This is a genomic window from Loigolactobacillus binensis, assembly GCF_005405165.1.
Classification (GTDB): domain Bacteria; phylum Bacillota; class Bacilli; order Lactobacillales; family Lactobacillaceae; genus Loigolactobacillus; species Loigolactobacillus binensis.
On sequence record NZ_BJDN01000012.1, the window covers coordinates 12,825 to 30,914 of the forward strand.

The 18,090-nt window shown below is 43.6% G+C and carries 18 protein-coding genes; 6 read left to right on the plus strand and 12 right to left on the minus strand.

The window, feature by feature from the left end; genetic code table 11:
- Nucleotides 1-26 precede the first annotated feature (26 nt).
- Complete coding sequence (gene def / locus FFM78_RS06950; protein WP_137637727.1) at nt 27-584, plus strand: peptide deformylase; 558 nt, start codon at nt 27-29, stop codon at nt 582-584.
- A 39-nt stretch (nt 585-623) separates the two neighbouring features.
- On the opposite strand, the gene FFM78_RS06955 is transcribed toward def, so the two are convergent.
- The gene (locus FFM78_RS06955) at nt 624-1,130 is read right to left on the minus strand and encodes a hypothetical protein (RefSeq protein WP_137637728.1); all 507 of its coding nucleotides are present in this window, start codon (nt 1,128-1,130) and stop codon (nt 624-626) included.
- 358 nt (nt 1,131-1,488) lie between these two features.
- On the opposite strand from FFM78_RS06955, the gene FFM78_RS06960 reads away from it, so the two are divergent.
- The 3 genes from FFM78_RS06960 to FFM78_RS06970 all read left to right on the plus strand — a co-directional run bounded on the left by FFM78_RS06960 (nt 1,489) and on the right by FFM78_RS06970 (nt 4,442).
- The gene (locus FFM78_RS06960; RefSeq protein WP_137637729.1) at nt 1,489-1,728 is read left to right on the plus strand and encodes a DNA-directed RNA polymerase subunit epsilon; all 240 of its coding nucleotides are present in this window, start codon (nt 1,489-1,491) and stop codon (nt 1,726-1,728) included.
- Nucleotides 1,703-3,385, plus strand: a complete 1,683-nt coding sequence (gene rnjA / locus FFM78_RS06965; RefSeq protein ID WP_137637730.1) for a ribonuclease J1 — start codon at nt 1,703-1,705, stop codon at nt 3,383-3,385. The genes FFM78_RS06960 and rnjA overlap by 26 nt, the downstream gene beginning before the upstream one ends.
- Nucleotides 3,386-3,476: 91 nt before the next feature.
- Nucleotides 3,477-4,442 carry a diacylglycerol/lipid kinase family protein gene (locus tag FFM78_RS06970; protein ID WP_137637731.1) on the plus strand — a complete coding sequence of 322 codons (966 nt, stop codon included), beginning with the start codon at nt 3,477-3,479 and terminating at the stop codon, nt 4,440-4,442.
- A 22-nt stretch (nt 4,443-4,464) separates the two neighbouring features.
- Here the strand turns inward: FFM78_RS06970 and recD2 are convergent, their stop codons facing one another.
- The 9 genes from recD2 to FFM78_RS07015 form a co-directional block, all read right to left on the minus strand.
- On the minus strand, nt 4,465-6,963 hold the full coding sequence (recD2, locus tag FFM78_RS06975) for an SF1B family DNA helicase RecD2 (RefSeq protein ID WP_137637732.1): 2,499 nt from the start codon (nt 6,961-6,963) through the stop codon (nt 4,465-4,467).
- A gap of 10 nt (nt 6,964-6,973) precedes the next feature.
- Complete coding sequence (locus tag FFM78_RS06980) at nt 6,974-7,630, minus strand: tetratricopeptide repeat protein (RefSeq protein WP_137637733.1); 657 nt, start codon at nt 7,628-7,630, stop codon at nt 6,974-6,976.
- 8 nt (nt 7,631-7,638) lie between these two features.
- Nucleotides 7,639-8,298, minus strand: a complete 660-nt coding sequence (locus tag FFM78_RS06985; RefSeq protein ID WP_137637788.1) for a histidine phosphatase family protein — start codon at nt 8,296-8,298, stop codon at nt 7,639-7,641.
- Between the two features lie 110 nt (nt 8,299-8,408).
- On the minus strand, nt 8,409-9,533 hold the full coding sequence (mnmA, locus tag FFM78_RS06990) for a tRNA 2-thiouridine(34) synthase MnmA (protein ID WP_137637734.1): 1,125 nt from the start codon (nt 9,531-9,533) through the stop codon (nt 8,409-8,411).
- A 439-nt stretch (nt 9,534-9,972) separates the two neighbouring features.
- Nucleotides 9,973-10,314: a DUF1831 domain-containing protein gene (locus FFM78_RS06995; RefSeq protein WP_137637735.1), complete on the minus strand. Its 342-nt coding sequence runs from the start codon at nt 10,312-10,314 to the stop codon at nt 9,973-9,975.
- Between the two features lie 20 nt (nt 10,315-10,334).
- Entirely contained in the window at nt 10,335-11,495 is a 1,161-nt protein-coding gene (locus FFM78_RS07000) for a cysteine desulfurase family protein (RefSeq protein WP_137637736.1), read from the minus strand.
- A gap of 77 nt (nt 11,496-11,572) precedes the next feature.
- Nucleotides 11,573-12,268, minus strand: a complete 696-nt coding sequence (locus FFM78_RS07005; RefSeq protein WP_137637737.1) for a 5'-methylthioadenosine/adenosylhomocysteine nucleosidase — start codon at nt 12,266-12,268, stop codon at nt 11,573-11,575.
- Nucleotides 12,269-12,314: 46 nt separating this feature from the next.
- On the minus strand, nt 12,315-12,575 hold the full coding sequence (locus FFM78_RS07010) for a hypothetical protein (RefSeq protein WP_137637738.1): 261 nt from the start codon (nt 12,573-12,575) through the stop codon (nt 12,315-12,317).
- Complete coding sequence (locus tag FFM78_RS07015; RefSeq protein ID WP_137637739.1) at nt 12,576-13,127, minus strand: NUDIX hydrolase; 552 nt, start codon at nt 13,125-13,127, stop codon at nt 12,576-12,578.
- A gap of 196 nt (nt 13,128-13,323) precedes the next feature.
- Between FFM78_RS07015 and FFM78_RS07020 the strand changes: the two genes are divergently transcribed.
- On the plus strand, nt 13,324-14,022 hold the full coding sequence (locus FFM78_RS07020; protein ID WP_137637740.1) for a 5-bromo-4-chloroindolyl phosphate hydrolysis family protein: 699 nt from the start codon (nt 13,324-13,326) through the stop codon (nt 14,020-14,022).
- Complete coding sequence (locus FFM78_RS07025; RefSeq protein WP_137637741.1) at nt 14,015-15,211, plus strand: toxic anion resistance protein; 1,197 nt, start codon at nt 14,015-14,017, stop codon at nt 15,209-15,211. The genes FFM78_RS07020 and FFM78_RS07025 overlap by 8 nt, the downstream gene beginning before the upstream one ends.
- A gap of 201 nt (nt 15,212-15,412) precedes the next feature.
- Here the strand turns inward: FFM78_RS07025 and FFM78_RS07030 are convergent, their stop codons facing one another.
- Entirely contained in the window at nt 15,413-16,867 is a 1,455-nt protein-coding gene (locus tag FFM78_RS07030; RefSeq protein ID WP_137637742.1) for an MFS transporter, read from the minus strand.
- Nucleotides 16,868-16,978: 111 nt separating this feature from the next.
- Complete coding sequence (dapF, locus tag FFM78_RS07035) at nt 16,979-17,959, minus strand: diaminopimelate epimerase (protein WP_137637743.1); 981 nt, start codon at nt 17,957-17,959, stop codon at nt 16,979-16,981.
- Nucleotides 17,960-18,090 lie beyond the last annotated feature (131 nt).

Genomic DNA, 18,090 nt, shown 5'->3' on the forward strand with positions numbered 1-18,090 from the left:
TGGTAATCAAGCGGAGGTAATAGAAGTTGATCACAATGAAAAATATTATTCGCGAAGGTAAGGACACACTACGCTCAGAAGCCAAAAAAGCGGTCTTTCCTTTGTCTGCCGAACAGCGGCAGTTAGCTCATGACATGATGGAATTCTTGGAGAATAGCCAAGATCCTAAAATTGCGGAAAAATATCATTTACGTGCTGGTGTCGGTTTGGCCGCCCCACAAGTCGATGTTTCGTTACAAATGGCCTCAGTATTAGTTCCCAGCGCGGATGGTAGCGCTCCGTTATTCAAAGACACGATCGTCAATCCGGTTATCATCAGCCATTCGGTTCAAGGCGCAGCTCTTTCCGAAGGCGAAGGCTGCTTATCCGTTGATCGCGATGTGCCTGGTTACGTGGTACGCCACGATCGGATCACCTTGCGCTACTACGATGTTGAAGGTCAACAACACAAAATTCGTTTAAAGAATTATCCAGCAATCGTTTGCCAACATGAAATCGATCATTTACACGGTATTTTATTTTATGATCATATCGACCATGACCATCCATTCACCATGGAAGATGAAGACCTAGTGATCGAATAATTAAAAAGTGAGTCGCTGTTAAGTTCAGCGACTCACTTTTTAATTGGTGCCTTTTTCGACACTTAACTTTCGCATATCCGCTACATAATCCAACGTTGCCTGATTCCGTAAATACGCAATATCAAAATGTAATTGACCGGTTAATAACCAGATATCCGAAACGGCAAATACGGGAATATTAGCTTTAAACGCAGTCAATTGTTGTTGCTGTGCGGCCTTAGCCAAGGCCTGTTCCAACTGATGCGTCAATAAGCGCAATTGCACAGTAGATAAATCGCCAGCCGCAATTTGATATTCAAAAACCAATACCCCGTGTCCCCAAACATCAGCAGCCACTTGAGATACCAACGGTGCCGTTAATGCCGGCAACAAATGCTGCTGATTCAATTGATGAACAGCTGCTGCTGCAGCTGCATCAGTCGCCTTCTGACTCGTTAATTGCAATAACCGCAGAGCACGATTACGCCGTAACCGTTGAGCTAACAATAATACTGCCCCAATAACCACCAAACCTAGGATCACTAAAATTATAAGTAGTATATTCATTATTCTTACCTTCCTAAAAAGTTGGCCGCGCATAATTTTTCTTTAATTTTACTTTACCATATTTTAATTTGCTACGAGAAGTGACACACTTGCCAAAAAATGTGGCGCTAACCACATTTTAAATGTTTTAATTATACTTAAATTAAAGGAACTGCGTATACTCACTTTAGCACAGTTTAGTCGTGAGTATACTTATTAACTATTTTATGCTAAAATTTAGCCATACGTTGTTTTTACAACCACTTGTTCGGAAGAAAACAATTTAATTGCGCACAAAAAGCCCCACATTCGCTGACGTGGGCTTTTTAGTAGCGTCACTAGTTTTTATTTTTATTCTCAAAGGAGCGATCTATTACTAATGATTTTCAAAGTACTTTATCAGGAAAATAAGGCGCTGGCACCTCGGCGTGAAAGCACTAAAACACTGTACATGGATGCAACCGATGCAGTTGCTGCTCGGGCTATTATCGAAACGCAAACCCCCTATAACGTTGAATTCATTCAAGAATTAATCGGTAACCATCTCGAATATGAGCAGAAAAGTCCAGCTTTTAAATTAACGGAGTTTAACCATGAAGAAACTGAACGTCAAGAATAACGAAACTGCTATCTTCGCCATGGGGGGCCTAGGCGAGATCGGTAAAAATATGTACGGCGTTCAGTTCCAAGACGAAATTATTTTGATTGATTGTGGGATCAAATTCCCTGAAGACGAATTATTAGGCATTGATTACGTGATTCCTGACTATGCGTATGCGGCTGCTAATTTGTCAAAAATCAAGGCTTTGGTGATCACGCATGGCCACGAAGATCATATCGGTGGCATTCCCTTTTTGCTACAACAGATCAACGTGCCAATTTATGCTGGGCCATTAGCTTTAGCTTTAATTCGCGGAAAATTGGAAGAACGCGGTTTACTGAAGGATGCCGATCTACACGAAATTAATGAAGACACCGTTTTGAAATTTCGCAAAACCAGCGTATCATTTTTCCGAACAACCCACTCTATTCCCGATACGCTAGGGGTTGCAGTCAAAACGCCGCAGGGGACCATCGTTGAAACCGGTGATTACAAATTTGATTTAACGCCAGTTGGCGATCAACCGGCACCTAACCTACAAAAAATGGCTCGCCTCGGTGAAGAAGGCGTGTTGTGCTTAATGTCTGATAGTACCAACGCCGAGATTCCTAGTTTTACCAAGTCGGAGCGCTTTGTTGAACAGTCTTTAAAACATATTATTGATAAGATCGAAGGACGGATCATTTTTGCCACTTTTGCTTCCAACATTTCGCGGATCAAAGAAGCCAGCGATGCTGCGTTGAAGGCTGGTCGCAAAATTGCGGTGTTCGGGCGCAGTATGCAAAATGCGATTGTTAATGGTACAGAACTAGGCTATTTAGATATTCCGGCTGAAAGTTTAGTCGAGGGTAATGAAATCAACCATATTCCGGCTAATAAAATCATGATTCTTTGTACTGGATCTCAAGGTGAGCCGATGGCGGCGCTAAGTCGCATTGCCAACGGCACGCACCGACAGATTTCGATTCAACCAGGCGACACTGTCGTTTTCTCCAGCAACCCTATTCCAGGTAATACGACTAGCGTTAACCACGTGATCAATGAGCTTGCCGAAGCCGGTGCTGAGGTCATTCACGGTAAGGTCAATAACGTGCATACTTCTGGTCATGGCGGTCAGGAAGAACAAAAGCTAATGCTCCGCTTGATGAAACCTAAATTCTTTATGCCGATCCATGGTGAATACCGGATGCTCCAGATCCATACTGAATTAGCGGAACAAACGCATGTCCCTAAAGAGAATACGTTTATCATGGAAAATGGTGATGTATTGGCCTTGACTAATGACTCTGCGCGAATTGCTGGTCACTTTACGGCTGGTGATGTTTATGTTGATGGCAGTGGTATTGGTGATATTGGTAATGTTGTTTTACATGATCGCCAAGTGCTTTCTGAAGAAGGTATTGTGATCGTTGTGGCAACAATCAACTTAAAAACTAAACAAGTACTTGCTGGTCCTGACATTCTTTCTCGTGGATTTGTTTATATGCGTGAATCTGGTGAACTGATCAGTAAAGGTCAGAAACGGATCTATCGCATCATGCGGAATATTTTTAAGGCCAATGATCAAGTCACGGAAGCAATGCTGCGTGACGCAATTATTGGTGATCTACAGGAATTCTTATTTGACCAAACCGAACGACACCCGATGATTTTACCGATGTTGGTGACCGTTTAAAGTTTGTCATTGCTCGATTCTGATAATGGCTCAAAAGACAAAGCTTGTCTTTTGAGCCATTATATTTTTATTCTAGAAGGAAGTGCCTGCTGTGTCTTTGCATCGTCCCTTTTACATCATTGTTAACAATTACGCTGGTGGTGGTCGTACACGTGCAACCTGGAGTCAGATCGCGGTGACCCTTAACCAACAAAACATTGATTATACGCTGCATTTTACTCAAGCCCGCGGCCACGCTACGCAATTAGCACACGCATTGGCTTTAGAATTTAAGGCAGTTCCTGCTCAAGAAGCGCCGATTTTGCTAGTACTTGGTGGCGACGGTACCTTGCACGAAGCTTTAAACGGCTTACAACAAGTTAGCGCCAATCCAATTGCTTTGGCCTATATCCCCTGTGGCTCCGGTAATGATTTTGCTCGTGGTGTCGGTATCGCCACTAATTCACAAACTGCTTTAACCCAAATTCTAAACGCACAGCAGCCACTATTTTTAGATGTTGGCCGCTGTGAAGATCGTCAACACCAGACGGTCAGTTATTTTAGTAATAACATCGGCATCGGTTTTGATGCTAATGTTGTCCACATCACTAACCGTTCGATCACAAAAAAATATTTAAATAAATATCATGCTGGCTCCTTGGCCTACCTAACATCGTTGGTCAAAGCATTTGTCACGCAAAAGGCTTTCCCAGTCACTGTCACCACAAACGGGCAAAGCTACCAATTTAAGCGCGGTTTTGTTGTGACCACAACTAACCATCCCTATTTTGGCGGTGGCGTTCCCCTTTTGGCCAGTGCGTCGGTTTACGATCATCATCTTGATCTCGTGATCATGGAACGGGTCAATGTTTTTTATTTCATTTTATTATTCGCGCTAATGTTTCGCCAATGGCATACCAAAATGCCACCGGTCCACCATTTTCACACCCGCAAGTTGCACATTCAAACGACCACTGCTGAATACGGTCAGGCTGATGGCGAGGACCTGGGAAAACGACAGTTTGATTTAGAATTTAGTGTGACGCGCCAAGCCTTTTGGTTCGTAGCAAATAAATAGCAGACCTCGATTTTGAGGTCTGCTATTTATTTACCTTAACAAAATCTTGTGGCTTACTACCGGCCATTCCGATCAGCGGATCAATGTGTCCCTGAGCAATTAAGGCGTTAGTCAAAATATGTTCAACCGGGGTGGCCGGTACAGGTGCTTTGCGGTCAGGCTCGGCCACTGATACCGTCGTTGCCATCGGCGTATAGGTGGCCGCTTTATCCGCGATCTTAGTAGGTTCGGCTGTGTCCGGTGCAAATGTTGTTTGCAACCGCAGTTTCAAGGTGGTTTTACGATTGATCGATTCATTGGCCACACTGGTCATAAAAGCCTGCTTTTCGCCTAATAAAATCAATAATTTTTCGGCACGGGTAACTGCAGTGTACAACAAATTACGTTGTAACATTCGCTGATATTGATGGACCATCGGTAAAATCACCATTTTAAATTCACTACCTTGAGCTTTATGGATCGAAGTACAAAAAGCCAAAGTGATCTTAGCCCAATCTGTTCGTCCATAAGTGACTTCGGTGGCATCAAACTGAATCGTCAGCTTATCTGCTTTGTCCTCATTGCCCTTCTCCTTAGCTAATTGAATACTAACGATCTCGCCAATATCCCCGTTAAATACATTTTGTTCAGGACTGTTGACTAAGTGGAGCACTTTGTCACCGATCCGAAAGGTTTGGCCCCGAAATTCAATTTTTTTGGTCTTAGCTGATTTCGGTGGATTCAAAATCTGCTGAACTTCTAGGTTTAGCCGATCAATTCCTGCAGCACCACGGTACATTGGTGCCAACACCTGAATATCCGCCGCACTAAACCCTTTTTGCTTCGCCTTAGTCACCACTTGCGCGATCACGGACTCGACCTGATAAGCGTTACAAGCAATAAACGAACGGTCAATTTTGTTTTCGCCAAAATCGGCCGGCAACTGTCCTTCTTTAATGGCATGTGCCAACGGAATGATCGAAGATTCACCATCCTGACGGTAGATCTCCGTTAATTCGTGACTAGGCAACACTTGACTGCTCAACAGGTCATAAAAAACCTGACCTGGACCAACCGAAGGAAGCTGGTCCTTATCCCCCACCAAAATAACCTGCATCGAACTTGGCACAGCATGGATCAACATCTTAAATAGATAGGTATCCACCATCGACATTTCATCAATAATCAATAAACCACCTTCTAGCTCCTTGGTGGCCACATCGGGATTACTTTCTCGTCCCGTCAAGCCTAACAAACGATGGATTGTGCTTGCAGGAATATCGGTTAGTTCACTCATTCGCTTGGCCGCACGTCCAGTAGGCGCCGCTAATAAAACCGGAAAAACTTGATCTTGCTCCTTATAATCTTTAGGATCTAAGGACAAACCGTTAAGTTCGCCAAATAAACTGACGATTGCATTGATGATCGTCGTTTTACCAGTTCCGGGACCACCAGTCAGCAAGAAAACCCGGTGCGTTAAGGCGGCCTTAATGGTCGCTACCTGGGAAGCACCATAACTGATGCCAAATAACTTTTCTAACCGCCGGATCTCTTTATCCAAATCATGATCGGGGTAAGTGATCTTTTCTTCTTCATTTTCTAACCGGTAGAGATGCTCAGCGATTTGCCACTCTGCACGATAAAGCGACCGTAAATAGATTCGCTCCTCGTCACCAACTAATTTACCTTGATCAGCCAGTTCAATAAACTGCTGTGCTACCTTATCCGGGTCGATCGCTTCATTCCGACTTTCTTGCAGTAAGCGTAGGCTACCTGCTAATAAAGGTTGCGCCGTTGTATAAGTGTCCCCTTCGGCCTGCGTTAGCTCCGTGATCACTTGTAAAATCGCCGCTTGGATCCGTTCGGGTGCATCAGCCGCCGAACCTTGCTGTAAGGCAATATTATCCGCCTTTTTAAAGCCAACCCCCTGGATATCATAAACTAGCTGGTACGGGTTTTCGGTGATCACTTTCAGCGTATCACCTTGATAACGCTCATAGATCGTATAGGCTAGCTGACTACCAAAGCCATAACCGTTCAGGCCAATAATGATCTGATCTAAGCCATTATTAGCCGTTAGCGTATCCACCAAGGCCTGAATTTTGGTTACCGGCAAGCCCAGTGGTTCCAGCACACTGGAATCGGCCAGTATCTTATCGATCGCGCCAGTACCTAATTCGGCCACGATTTTTTCTGCCGTGCGTTTGCCGATTCCTTTAAAATTATCACCGGATAAATAAGTGATCAAACCCTCGGTAGTCGTTGGCTTATTCAATTGATAATTATTTGCTTGAAACTGCATTCCATACTTAGGATGCGTCACTAATTTACCGAAAAATTGATAACTTTCTTCTTCCTTTAATTCACCAAAGCTGCCCGTGACGACGATCTCATCTTCATGCCATTCAAAGCTAGTTTCACTAACTTTAACTAGTACCACCTGATAAAAATTAGTGGGATTATGAAAAAAGATCGCACTGACTTTACCAATCAAATACGGTTGCTTTTCTTCAGTAAAAAGTGGTAATTCCTGTTCTGCCATAATGATATCCTCATTTTTGTTGTGCGTTTAAGTAACGTTCAATATCCGTTAACCGATGCTTCTCATGGGCAAAATAAGTCGGATCTAACTGCTTAGCCTGCGCAAAATAAGTCTGACTACTCTGGCCTTGTGCCAACCGCGCTAGGCCAATCTTAAAATTGGCGACTGCCTTGGTTTTAGCAGTCGCCAGCGCCTTGGTATAATAGGTTTCAGCGTGTTTAAACTCACCTAAAGCTAAAAAAAGATCCCCGACCAATAAGTTAACATCCGTACGCTTAGGCTCATGCTGCTGTGCCGTTAAAGCAAAGGCTAACGCCCGATTATAATCCTGTTGGGCATAATAAGTCGAAGCGAGCATGTACAATTTATCGTTTTCCAGCCGTGGTAGGGTCAACTGCTGAAACTGCGCCAACGCCTTAGTGTAATCACCAGCAGCATAATAAGTTGTGCCTAAACTATAAAGTAGATCTTGATTCTGCGGCAGCTTAACCAAAGCACTTTGTAACAACTTGGCGGCCTGCTCAGTGTCTTGTAACGCATTTAAATAGGCCGCTAATTCTAAATAATTATCCACGGCTAAAGGATCATGCTCGATTGCAGCAACTAAAGCCTTGACTGCACCCTGTTTATCACCTTTAGCCCATAAAGTTTGACTTGTTTTTTTCAAAAAATCACCTAAATCGTATCAGTTTCATCTAGTGGCTTACTTAAGAAATGGGTATCATTCCATTTTAATAATTGATAGGTTGTCCCCGCATCGCAGGTTTCGATCGTCGTTACATTGGTGTTTGAAAGGCCGCCCCGTTTACGAATATCGGCCAACGGTGTGCCTAACAACGATTGGATCAAAGCTGTCAACGCCGCCCCGTGACTGACAATAATATATTGGCCCACACCATTATCCTGCGCAACGATTTCTTTGATCACGGGTTGCATGCGCGCAATCAATTGCGGAAATGATTCACCAGCGATCGTAGTCGGATCATATTGGGCGGGAGCATGACGAAAGGCATATAATTCTGCAGGATAGCGGCGCGCCACTTCAGTAAACTTCATGCCTTCCATTTTGCCTAAATTAAACTCCCGCAAGCGTTCATCGATCACCACTGGTATATTGCCAGGCAAGCGATCATCTAGCGCCAGAGCCGTTGTTTTGGCCCGATTTAACGGGCTACTATAGATCCGCTTAAAATGAATGGGGCGTAAAAAATGAGCCAGATCGTCAATTTCAGTGTAACTTTCCGCCAACAGCGGTGAGTCACCATTTGCGCCTTGATAACGGCCTTCTAAATTCCACTGCGTTTTACCGTGCCGTACAAAAAATAATTTAGTCACCACACCTGATCCTCTTTCCAATACCTTTCCTACTATTATGCGGAAAATAAGCCGGAAATTCAAGCGCTCAGGGCAAACAAAAAAGCTGGCCGCAGCCAACTTTTCAAAAATTAAACGTATTGTAAGACGCGCCCATCATTATAGGCTGCATCAATCGTACCGCTACCTAAACACTCGTCACCATCATATAAAACAACGGCCTGACCAGGTGTGATCGCGCGCACTGGCTCATCAAACTCGATGGTGGCACTTTGCCGATCAGCACTCATATGCACCGTTACACCAGTATCCTGCTGCCGATAACGGAACTTAGCGCTAACGTGGAAAGTAGCACCGCGATCCAAGTCAGTTGTAAAATTAAACTTAGAGGCAGTCAGATGGGTCGCATATAGATGCTCATTGTGGAAACCTTGGCCGACGTATAATGTATTAGTAGTCAGATCCTTACCAATTACAAACCACGGATCGTTAGAAGCCCCATTACCACCGATGCCTAAACCTTGGCGCTGACCGATCGTATAGTACATCAAGCCATCATGATGCCCTTTAACCTCACCGTCAACGGTCATCATTTTACCTGGCTGAGCTGGTAAATACTGACTTAAGAACTGTTTAAAATTCTTCTCGCCAATAAAACAGATGCCCATGGAGTCCTTCTTTTTAGCCGTCGCTAAATCATACTTAGCCGCGATTTTACGGACTTCCGGCTTAGTCATATCACCTAAGGGGAACATCACTTTATTCAATTGGTTTTGGGATAACTGGCTTAAGAAATAAGTCTGATCTTTATTGCCATCAACCCCGCGCAACATGTGCGCCGTGCCATCAGCATCCCGCTTGATCCGCGCATAGTGGCCGGTTGCAATGTAATCAGCACCTAAATCTAGGGCGTAATCCAAAAATGCTTTGAACTTGATTTCCTTATTGCACATCACATCCGGATTCGGCGTCCGTCCGTGCTTGTACTCAGCAAGGAAATACTCGAAAACGCGGTCCCAATATTCCTTCTCAAAATTAATTGAGTAATAAGGGATGCCAATCTGATTGGCAATTTTGACCACGTCTTTGAAATCTTCTGTGGCGGTACAGACACCCATCTCATCCGTATCGTCCCAATTCTTCATAAATACGCCGACTACATCGTAACCTTGCTGTTTCAAAAGCAATGCGGCAACGGTGGAGTCGACGCCACCTGACAAACCAACGACAACGCGTGTATTGGCGTTCTCATTCATTTGATCACCATCATTTCAAATAGATTCTGAAAATCCACGATTTGAAGGTCGCGTAATTCAGTAATTACCATTATAGCAAGCCCTTGGTATAATGCAAGCTTACTAATTATAAGAAGGATCGGTTAGCATACTTAAAATGACCGCTTGATAATAACAGGCTATTGGGACCGCCAAAACGGATAAGCCCAGAAAAAGCCACCTGGAGTTACATTTTATTTAGAAACGCCAACAAAAAAACTGTGACCCGTTTTACTACCGTCACAGTTTTGTCAAACCCTTAGTTAACGATCCAAGCAACTTCATCATGTTGATAAACCCACTGAAGATCGTGATAGCTTGTAATCAACAGCCAAACCAATTTCTTCATGTGCACGCCACCTTCATTATTAGTTAGTCTTAGTTTAAGTCTAAATCTAATAAATTCAAGTGAATTTGCTCATTATTTTTTAATTAAAATTTCACGTTCAATTAAGTTTTGCATTAAAAAATTAAATTGTGTGATCTCCGCTGTTTTAGCCGGCTGCTTAAAAATATCCACTGCCTGTAAGCCGTTGGCCGTCGTGATCACCATTTTTAGATTCTGCAGGTCCTTAGCGACAGTCATTTTTAATTTAAAAGCCTGATTATACGGCGAATTAGGGTCTAGCGGCCGTTCTAATTGAAAATTACCGCCGCGGGTCTCAGTGAAACCCACATCCTTTAAAGTGTATTTTTTAACATTAGAACTTAATGCGTAAACGGTTGAACTCCCCTTCACGGTGGCGGTTGCTGTAAATGCCATTGTGATCACTCCTTGTTTGCTTAAATTTTTGCCGTTTGCTTAACGCGTTTGACGATTGCCGTCAATGCGGCCACAAAATTGTCGATGTCAGCAGCAGTATTATCTTTACCGAAACTGATCCGAATCGATTCTTCAACTCGCGGGCTATCTTTACCATACATCGCCATCAACACGTGCGACGGTTCTAGACTGCCAGCGGTACAAGCAGAACCACCTGAAATCGCAAACCCTGCAAGATCCAAGTTCATTTGTAGCACGTAGGTGGAAATACCCTTGATCCAGATATTTAAAACGTGTTGCAAATTATTAGCGTCTAATTGGCCATTAACTGCAAAGTCGATGCCATTCGCGGTTAAGCCAGCCAATAATTGTTGCTTAAAACCGGCATATTTCTTCTGGCGCGCTGCTTTTTCTGCGGGAGTTGCTAATTCGACCGCTTTAGCAAAACCAGCGATCGCCGGAATATTTTCCGTGCCGGCACGCCGTTTATCTTCCTGATCGCCACCTTTGATGAGACTAGGAAAATTGATGCCCTGTCGGCGATATAAAAAGCCTAAAAACTTAGGACCGTTTAATTTATGGGCCGAAACCGACAATAAATCGATATGATCGCGCTGAACATCAATATCCAATAATCCATATGCCTGTACAGCATCCGTATGGAACCAAGCCTGATGCTGCGCCAAAAGTGTCCCGATCTCATGAATCGGCATATGGCTCCCCACTTCATTATTGCCGGTCATAATCGAAACTAAAATCGTATCCTCACGCAAAGCCGCCTTAAAATCGGCCATAGAAATCAAACCGCGCTGATCCACTGGTAAATAAGTGACTTCAAAACCCTGCGTTTCTAAGAACTGTAACGGCTTTAAAATTGCCTCGTGCTCGATCGCCGTGGTAATAATATGGTGGCCTAAATTTTGGCGTTGTAACGCAGTCTGCATAATCGCAGTATTATCACTTTCAGTTCCGCCACTAGTAAAAACGAGCTCATCTTCGTGCGCGTTGATGCTTTCTGCCAACGTTTTACGACTGGCATCCAAGACCTGGCGCGCTTGACGACCGAAATAGTGAATATTAGACGCATTGCCAAAGTTCTGCTGCATTTGTTCGGTCATCACTGCGATCACCGCCGGATCCATCGGTGTGGTGGCCGCATTATCTAAATAAGTGTGTGTCATCTTATTGATCCCTTCTTGTAAAAAGTCGCAATAATAGTTTAGCACAGTCTACAAGACAAGCAACTGATTAGCTGCGCTTACACTGCTAAATCAGCTAACAGCGCCAAAATCATGTCTGCAGAGTGTTGCCCAGCAGCAACCACAAAATCATCAAAAACCACACCGGCTTCTTCATCACCAACATCACTCATTGCCCGAATCACAACAAAGGGCACCTTGAATTGGGTCGCAACTTGGCCAATGGCAGCGCCTTCCATTTCACTAGCTAAAGCGTCAGGAAAATGCTTTAAGATCACAGCACTAGCAGCATGACTAGCAATGAATTGATCACCGGAAACGATCAGGCCGGTTCGTGAGGCCAAGTTGACGGCGGTGGATGCTTTTTGAACTCGCGCTACCCAAGTCGCATCCGCCTTAAACCGCGCTGGTTGCTGCGGTAATTGGCCTAGCGCATAACCAAATGCAGTGGCATCAACATCGTGGTACGCCACTGCGCTGGAAACGACCACGTCACCAATTTTTAACCCTGAACCGATGCCACCAGCCGAGCCCGTATTCAAAACCACGTCCGGCGTGTAACGGGCTAATAACAGGCCGGTTGTCATCCCGGCTTGAACTTTACTAATTCCGGAACGCACTAAAATAACCGTCTGCCCACTGATCGTACCTTGATAAAAATCAACGCCGGCAATTTCTTCTTGGGTCAGATCACTCATTTTTGATTGCAACAAGCGAATTTCTTCCTCCATTGCACCAATAATTCCAATTTTCATTAAACAAACTCCTCATCTTCTAAATAGTTAGGCCTTAAAATAGCCCTTAAACAAAAAACAACACCAAATAAACTAATACGATCAAAACCACCACGATCCCGATCGCCCAATTCAAACGCTTTTTTAATTTGGGGCTGGCTGCCGGTTCTACTGGTTGGTGTTCACGTTGATGCCGTTCTGGCCGCCGTTCATCAGGTTGCTGCGCAGTACGCCGCGAACTACTTGTTGTTGGCGGTTCCTGCTGCGCCTGTTGTTCTTGTTGTTTACGATAAGCCGCCCGACTCAAAGGTTTTTCTTCTTTAGGCATTTACTCACGATCCTTTATTATTGTCTGCCAAAACTGCACAGCAAGCAACGTCTTGGCATCACAAATCTTACCTGCCTGAACTTGTGCTTGGGCTTGGGCTAACGTCAATAAGTGTAATTTTAAAAATTCATCCTCATCTAAAGCTAAACGCTTGGTCACCGGCCGAATATTCTGAGCTAAATACAAAGTTAACCGCTCATCAGCAAAACCTGGTGAGGAAAAGAAAGAAGCCTGCTGCCGCAATTCAGTTGCAGTATAACCAGCTTCTTCATTTAGTTCACGCCAGGCCGCAGCTTCGGCATTCACATCCCGGGCATCAATTTTACCAGCAGGAATTTCCAAGGTGAGCTGCTGCAGCGGCTCACGCCATTGTTCAATAAAGACCATGCGCTGATCAGCCGTCAAAGCCATAACGGCTGCTGCCCCAGGATGATGAACGATCTCCCGCTGGGCAGTTTCTCCGTTTGGCAACAGCACCGTTTCTAAATCAAGATCAATGATCGCACCATGATAAATAGCTTGATTTTTTAATCTTTTTTCGGCAAATTTCATAGCTATCCCTTCATCTTTCCGCAAAGCTTTTACGTCGTTATGGTTATGATACCGGTAATAATTTAGAAATTCAAATACATTCGCAATAATCAGTAGTTTGATTTAGCATAAAATCAAACCTAAGACTTAGCTGCGCATATTTTGTCTGTGGTAGAATAAAGGAACAACGAATCATCATTGAATGGAGTTGACAATAATGCAAAAAAGAATTTCTAAGCGCGGTCATTGGCTGGTCAGTATCCTTATTTTTATTGCCAGCTTCTATGCGTTACATTTAATTTTTGCTGGTTGTATGGATGGACACTTTAGTGATTTCAGCGCTGGATTAGGTGCACTGCTTATAACCGGGATCAGCCGCTGGTGGCAAATACGGCACTCCCAACGGCCACAACAATTAAAAAACATTGATCATGAGTTGCTGGATCATTACCAGGCCGCGGGAATGTCCGCTGATGATATTCAGTTTTTTCGGGAAACGATGCACACGGCTAAGGACCAAATCGATCAGCTGAATCAAAATATGCAAAAGGCACCTAAACTACGTGCAATTGAACTGCATGCAGAACCCGTTAAAGTCAGTCGGGCAACTTTTAAAACGATTGTCGCTCACCCGCAGAAATTGCATTTAGCCAGTGATTTTCTTTATCGCCACTTACCGACAATGGTGGATTTAACCGCTAAATATATCGCGATCAACCAGCACGAAGTTAAAGATAAAGATACTTACACCGTGCTGGAGCAAAGTGCTGCGGCCATCAACGAACTTGCCCAACAATTCCGCACTGATTACGAAACGTTGGTGGCCGATGATTTTGCTGCTATTGATGTTGATATTGCTTTAGCTAAGGCCGCCAAAAAATCCCAGGCGTCAAAGGAGTCAGATTCTGATGAATAACAATGAAAAAAAAGATGTGACCGCAACTGATAATGCAGTTCTCGATGATCTATTAAAGGATCCTTTTAGTACCAAAAGTGCACCTAGTGTGGTCAATAATACTGCCGCTACAACCGGCCAGCAACCTGAGCAGATGATCGACCGGCTGGACCCAGAACAACGCGCAGATGCCGAAAAATTGGCGCAACAAATTGATGTTAATGACACCCAATCGGTGATGACCTATGGTGCTCAGGCGCAAACTAAGCTTAGCGAATTTTCTCAAGGCATGTTAAGCAAAGTGCAAAGTCAAGATACAGGGGCAATCGGTGATGCCCTTTCTGGTTTAATGTTTCGCCTAAATGAAGCTAGTCCAGAAGATTTACAGGCTGGTGACAGTAATTTCTTTAAGCGGATGTTTGGTAAAGTTCGTAAATCAATTTTTGAAATTCAGGCTAAATACCAAAAAATCGGCGCACAGATCGATACGATCGCGGTTAAATTAGATAAAGAAAAAAACAATCTACTTAACGATAATCGCCTACTAGAGCAACTTTATCAAAAAAATAAAGACTATTTCGATGCTTTAAATATTTTTATCGCTGCAGGTGAATTAAAACGCACGGAACTACAAACCAAGCTGATCCCAGCGGCCAATCAAAAAGCGCAGACCAGCGGCAGTCAAATGGATCTACAAACAGTCAATGACCTCAATCAATTTGCAGAACGGTTAGACAAGCGCGTTTACGACTTGAAGTTGGCCCGGGAGATCACGATCCAACAAGCCCCACAAATTCGTTTGATTCAAAATACCAATCAAGTTTTGGCGGAAAAGATCCAAGCATCAATCAACACTGCCATTCCGCTTTGGAAAAATCAAGTGGCCATCGCCCTCACCTTGTTACGGCAAAAAGAAGCGGTGACGGCACAACGTCAAGTTTCAGAAACGACCAATGATCTACTAAAGAAAAACAGCGAAATGTTGAAGATCTCGTCCATCGAAACCGCCAAAGAAAATGAGCGCGGTGTAGTCGATATTGAGACGTTACAGAAAACGCAAAATGATTTAGTGGAAACCTTGCAGGAAACTTTAAAGATCCAACAAGATGGCCGGGAAAAGCGGCAAAATGCTGAGCTAGAACTGAGTAACATGGAAAATAATCTTCGGGATCAGCTGCTAGCACTGACGCAAAATCAAAATACCAAGTAATAGGCAGCCACCCACTTTGAGTGTACCGATAATTGGTAATTACATGTAAGACACAACGGTCTATGCAGAGCATCAAAAAAGCCAGCAAAGTAGTCGCCCTACTTACTGGCTTTTTTGATTGCCTGAATCGCCTTTAAAATAAAACTGGCATAAAATTGACGGCTAACTTCTAGTTCAAATTACAAGTAGCACCGGGACGACTTACGATCTAACGCTAGTCCGTTTACGAAATAAGCGCACACCGGTTAAAACCGTGGCCACCAGGCAAACACTTAACGCCACCAAAAAGGCAACGTGCATCCCGTAAATAAATACCTGCGGGTGTTTTGGTAAATAAGTAGTCACGTGCTGACCATAGTCGTGGCTCATCGCGCTGTAAAGTACCGTAGTTGCAATAGAAATACCAAAGACCATCCCTAGATTACGGGCCAAAGCGTTGATCCCGCCAGCAATCCCTAGATCTTTAGCGGTAACCGAACTCATCACCATTGTATTATTAGGTGCTTGGAAAATACCGTTGCCTAAACCAACTAAACCGACAAAGGCCATAAACAACCAAATCGGCGTATTTAAATCGGTGAGAAAATAGCCTAATTGACTTAACGAAATCAAAACCAACCCAATAAAGGTCAATAATTCTGGCCCAATGCGATCGGACAGACTACCAGCCAAAGGTGAAGCAACGACCTGTAAAATCGGGAACATCATTAGAATATAACCGGCTAGCAATGGTGAAATCGACCGTGCATTTTCTAAATAAAATGGTGAGATCACGTTGAAGAAAAAGTTAGTGACAAAAATCAAAAAGCCAGCGATCAGGCTTAAACTAAAGGCCGAATTACGGAATAACTTAAATGAGATCAGCGGTTCTTGTTGCCGCGGTTCGTACCAAATAAAAGCCGCCAGCATCACTAAAGCGACCAAAAATAAACCGATGATCAACGGCTGGGTAAACCCAATTTGCTGCCCTAAGAACACGCCAACAAATAAACTAACGATCAGCAGCATAAAGATGATGAAGCCGGTAAAATCAATTGTCTTACGACTGATCGATAAATCTTTAGGCAAAATTTTATGACCTAGAATCATAGTTAAAATACCGATCGGCACATTCAACCAAAAAATATATCCCCAAGGTAAAACTGCTAAAATCAAACCACCGATCCCTGGACCGGCGATCGATCCCAACGAGACAAATGAGCCAATAAAACCTAATGCTTTACCCCGCTCGTTAATTGGAAAAATTTCGGTAATGATCCCGTTGTTATTACTCATGGTCATACTCGCGCCAAAAGCCTGCAATCCCCGGGCTAATAGCAACATAGTCAAGCTTTGATTGAATCCACATAATAGAGAGCCTAAAACAAAGAAAAAAGTACCGATCCGAAAGATTTTAATCTTACCTAAAACGTCGCCTAATTTACCAAACAACAATAAAAGCGCACAAACCACGATCAAATAGATCGAAACGACCCATTCCGCCTGATTCATGGGGATCTTCAAATCACGACTCATAACTGGTAAAGCAATATTAACGATACTACCATCTAACGTTGACATAAAAGTGAACAGGCCGACTGCGACCAAAATCCACCAGCGATTTTTCTGGACTTGTGGATCGGTTTGAAAGCTAGCCTTTTGCGTTGTTGTTTCCATTGATTACGCCTCATTCATAAATTTCACAAAGATGGAGCTGCAACCTAACTGATTCAGATCGCAGCTCCTTATTTTATTGAATAATATAGTCAAAATAGCTTGTCACTATATTTAATTTAAACGGTTAACAAAATTTTGGTATGCAGGTTGTTCTGCACTTTTAACGAATTGGGTTTGACTGAAGTCACCCGCTAATAAAGCCGCTAAACTAAGCGTGGCAGTGCCAACAAAGGTTGCGTTGCCGATCAGCTCCATCCAATAAGTTGCTGCAGGCGTTTCGTGAACTAAAGTTTTGACCATTCCGCCAGGGTTACGTACGGTGATGGTTTGTTCAAAGTGACCGCCTTGTTCCAAAACGTAAATTAAACTGGCCGCCGACATACCGGTCCCGCAAGCATTGGTGAAACCAACGCCTCGTTCAAAGGTACGTACAAAAATATGATCTGGGCCTAATATTTCGACAAAACTAACGTTGACCCCGTCCGGAAAATACGGATTCGCGCCATCATTTAAATAACCAGCGATCCGCCCTAATTCTGGGCCTAACAATGTGGCGTGATCAACAAAACTGATCAAATGTGGATTAGGCACCGCCACCGCTGTAAAAGCAAGTTGCTTTGATAATGCTGGAATTTTGACGTGGTGTAACGCCGGTAAATCGGCAATATGCATCCCTAGATCTTCAGCCTTAAAACTGACTGGTGAAATTTCCGCCTGAAAAGTTTTAACTTGTGGCGCGAGATCCTGTGCCTGCTTCACGTTTAGATCCGCATACATTGTTTCAATTTTAAAGTCAGTTTGTTGTTTCTGCTCTGAAAGGTAACGGGCAACTGTGCGAATGCCGTTGCCACACATTGATGCCTCACTGCCATCAGCGTTGATCACCCGCATCTTGCCACTTGCTTGGGGGTGATCGGAATCATCAACGTATAAAACACCGTCGGCGCCACCAGCCAAGCCGGTTTTACGATCTGTGACTTGTTGAGTCACCTGTTTTAACTCAGCTTCACTTAAACGATGTGCTAATTTAGTTTGATCAAGAATGAAAAACGCATTCTCGGAACCATGTACTTTGGTCAATGTAACGTCCATTGGCGCGCCACCTCTATTTACAAATAATTTTAAAACACAAGCATCTATTTACTGAAATTAAAATCTAGTGTAGCACAGATGAGAAAAAAAAACTACGCCTATACTTACTAATAGTTAGAAAAAAGCGTTTA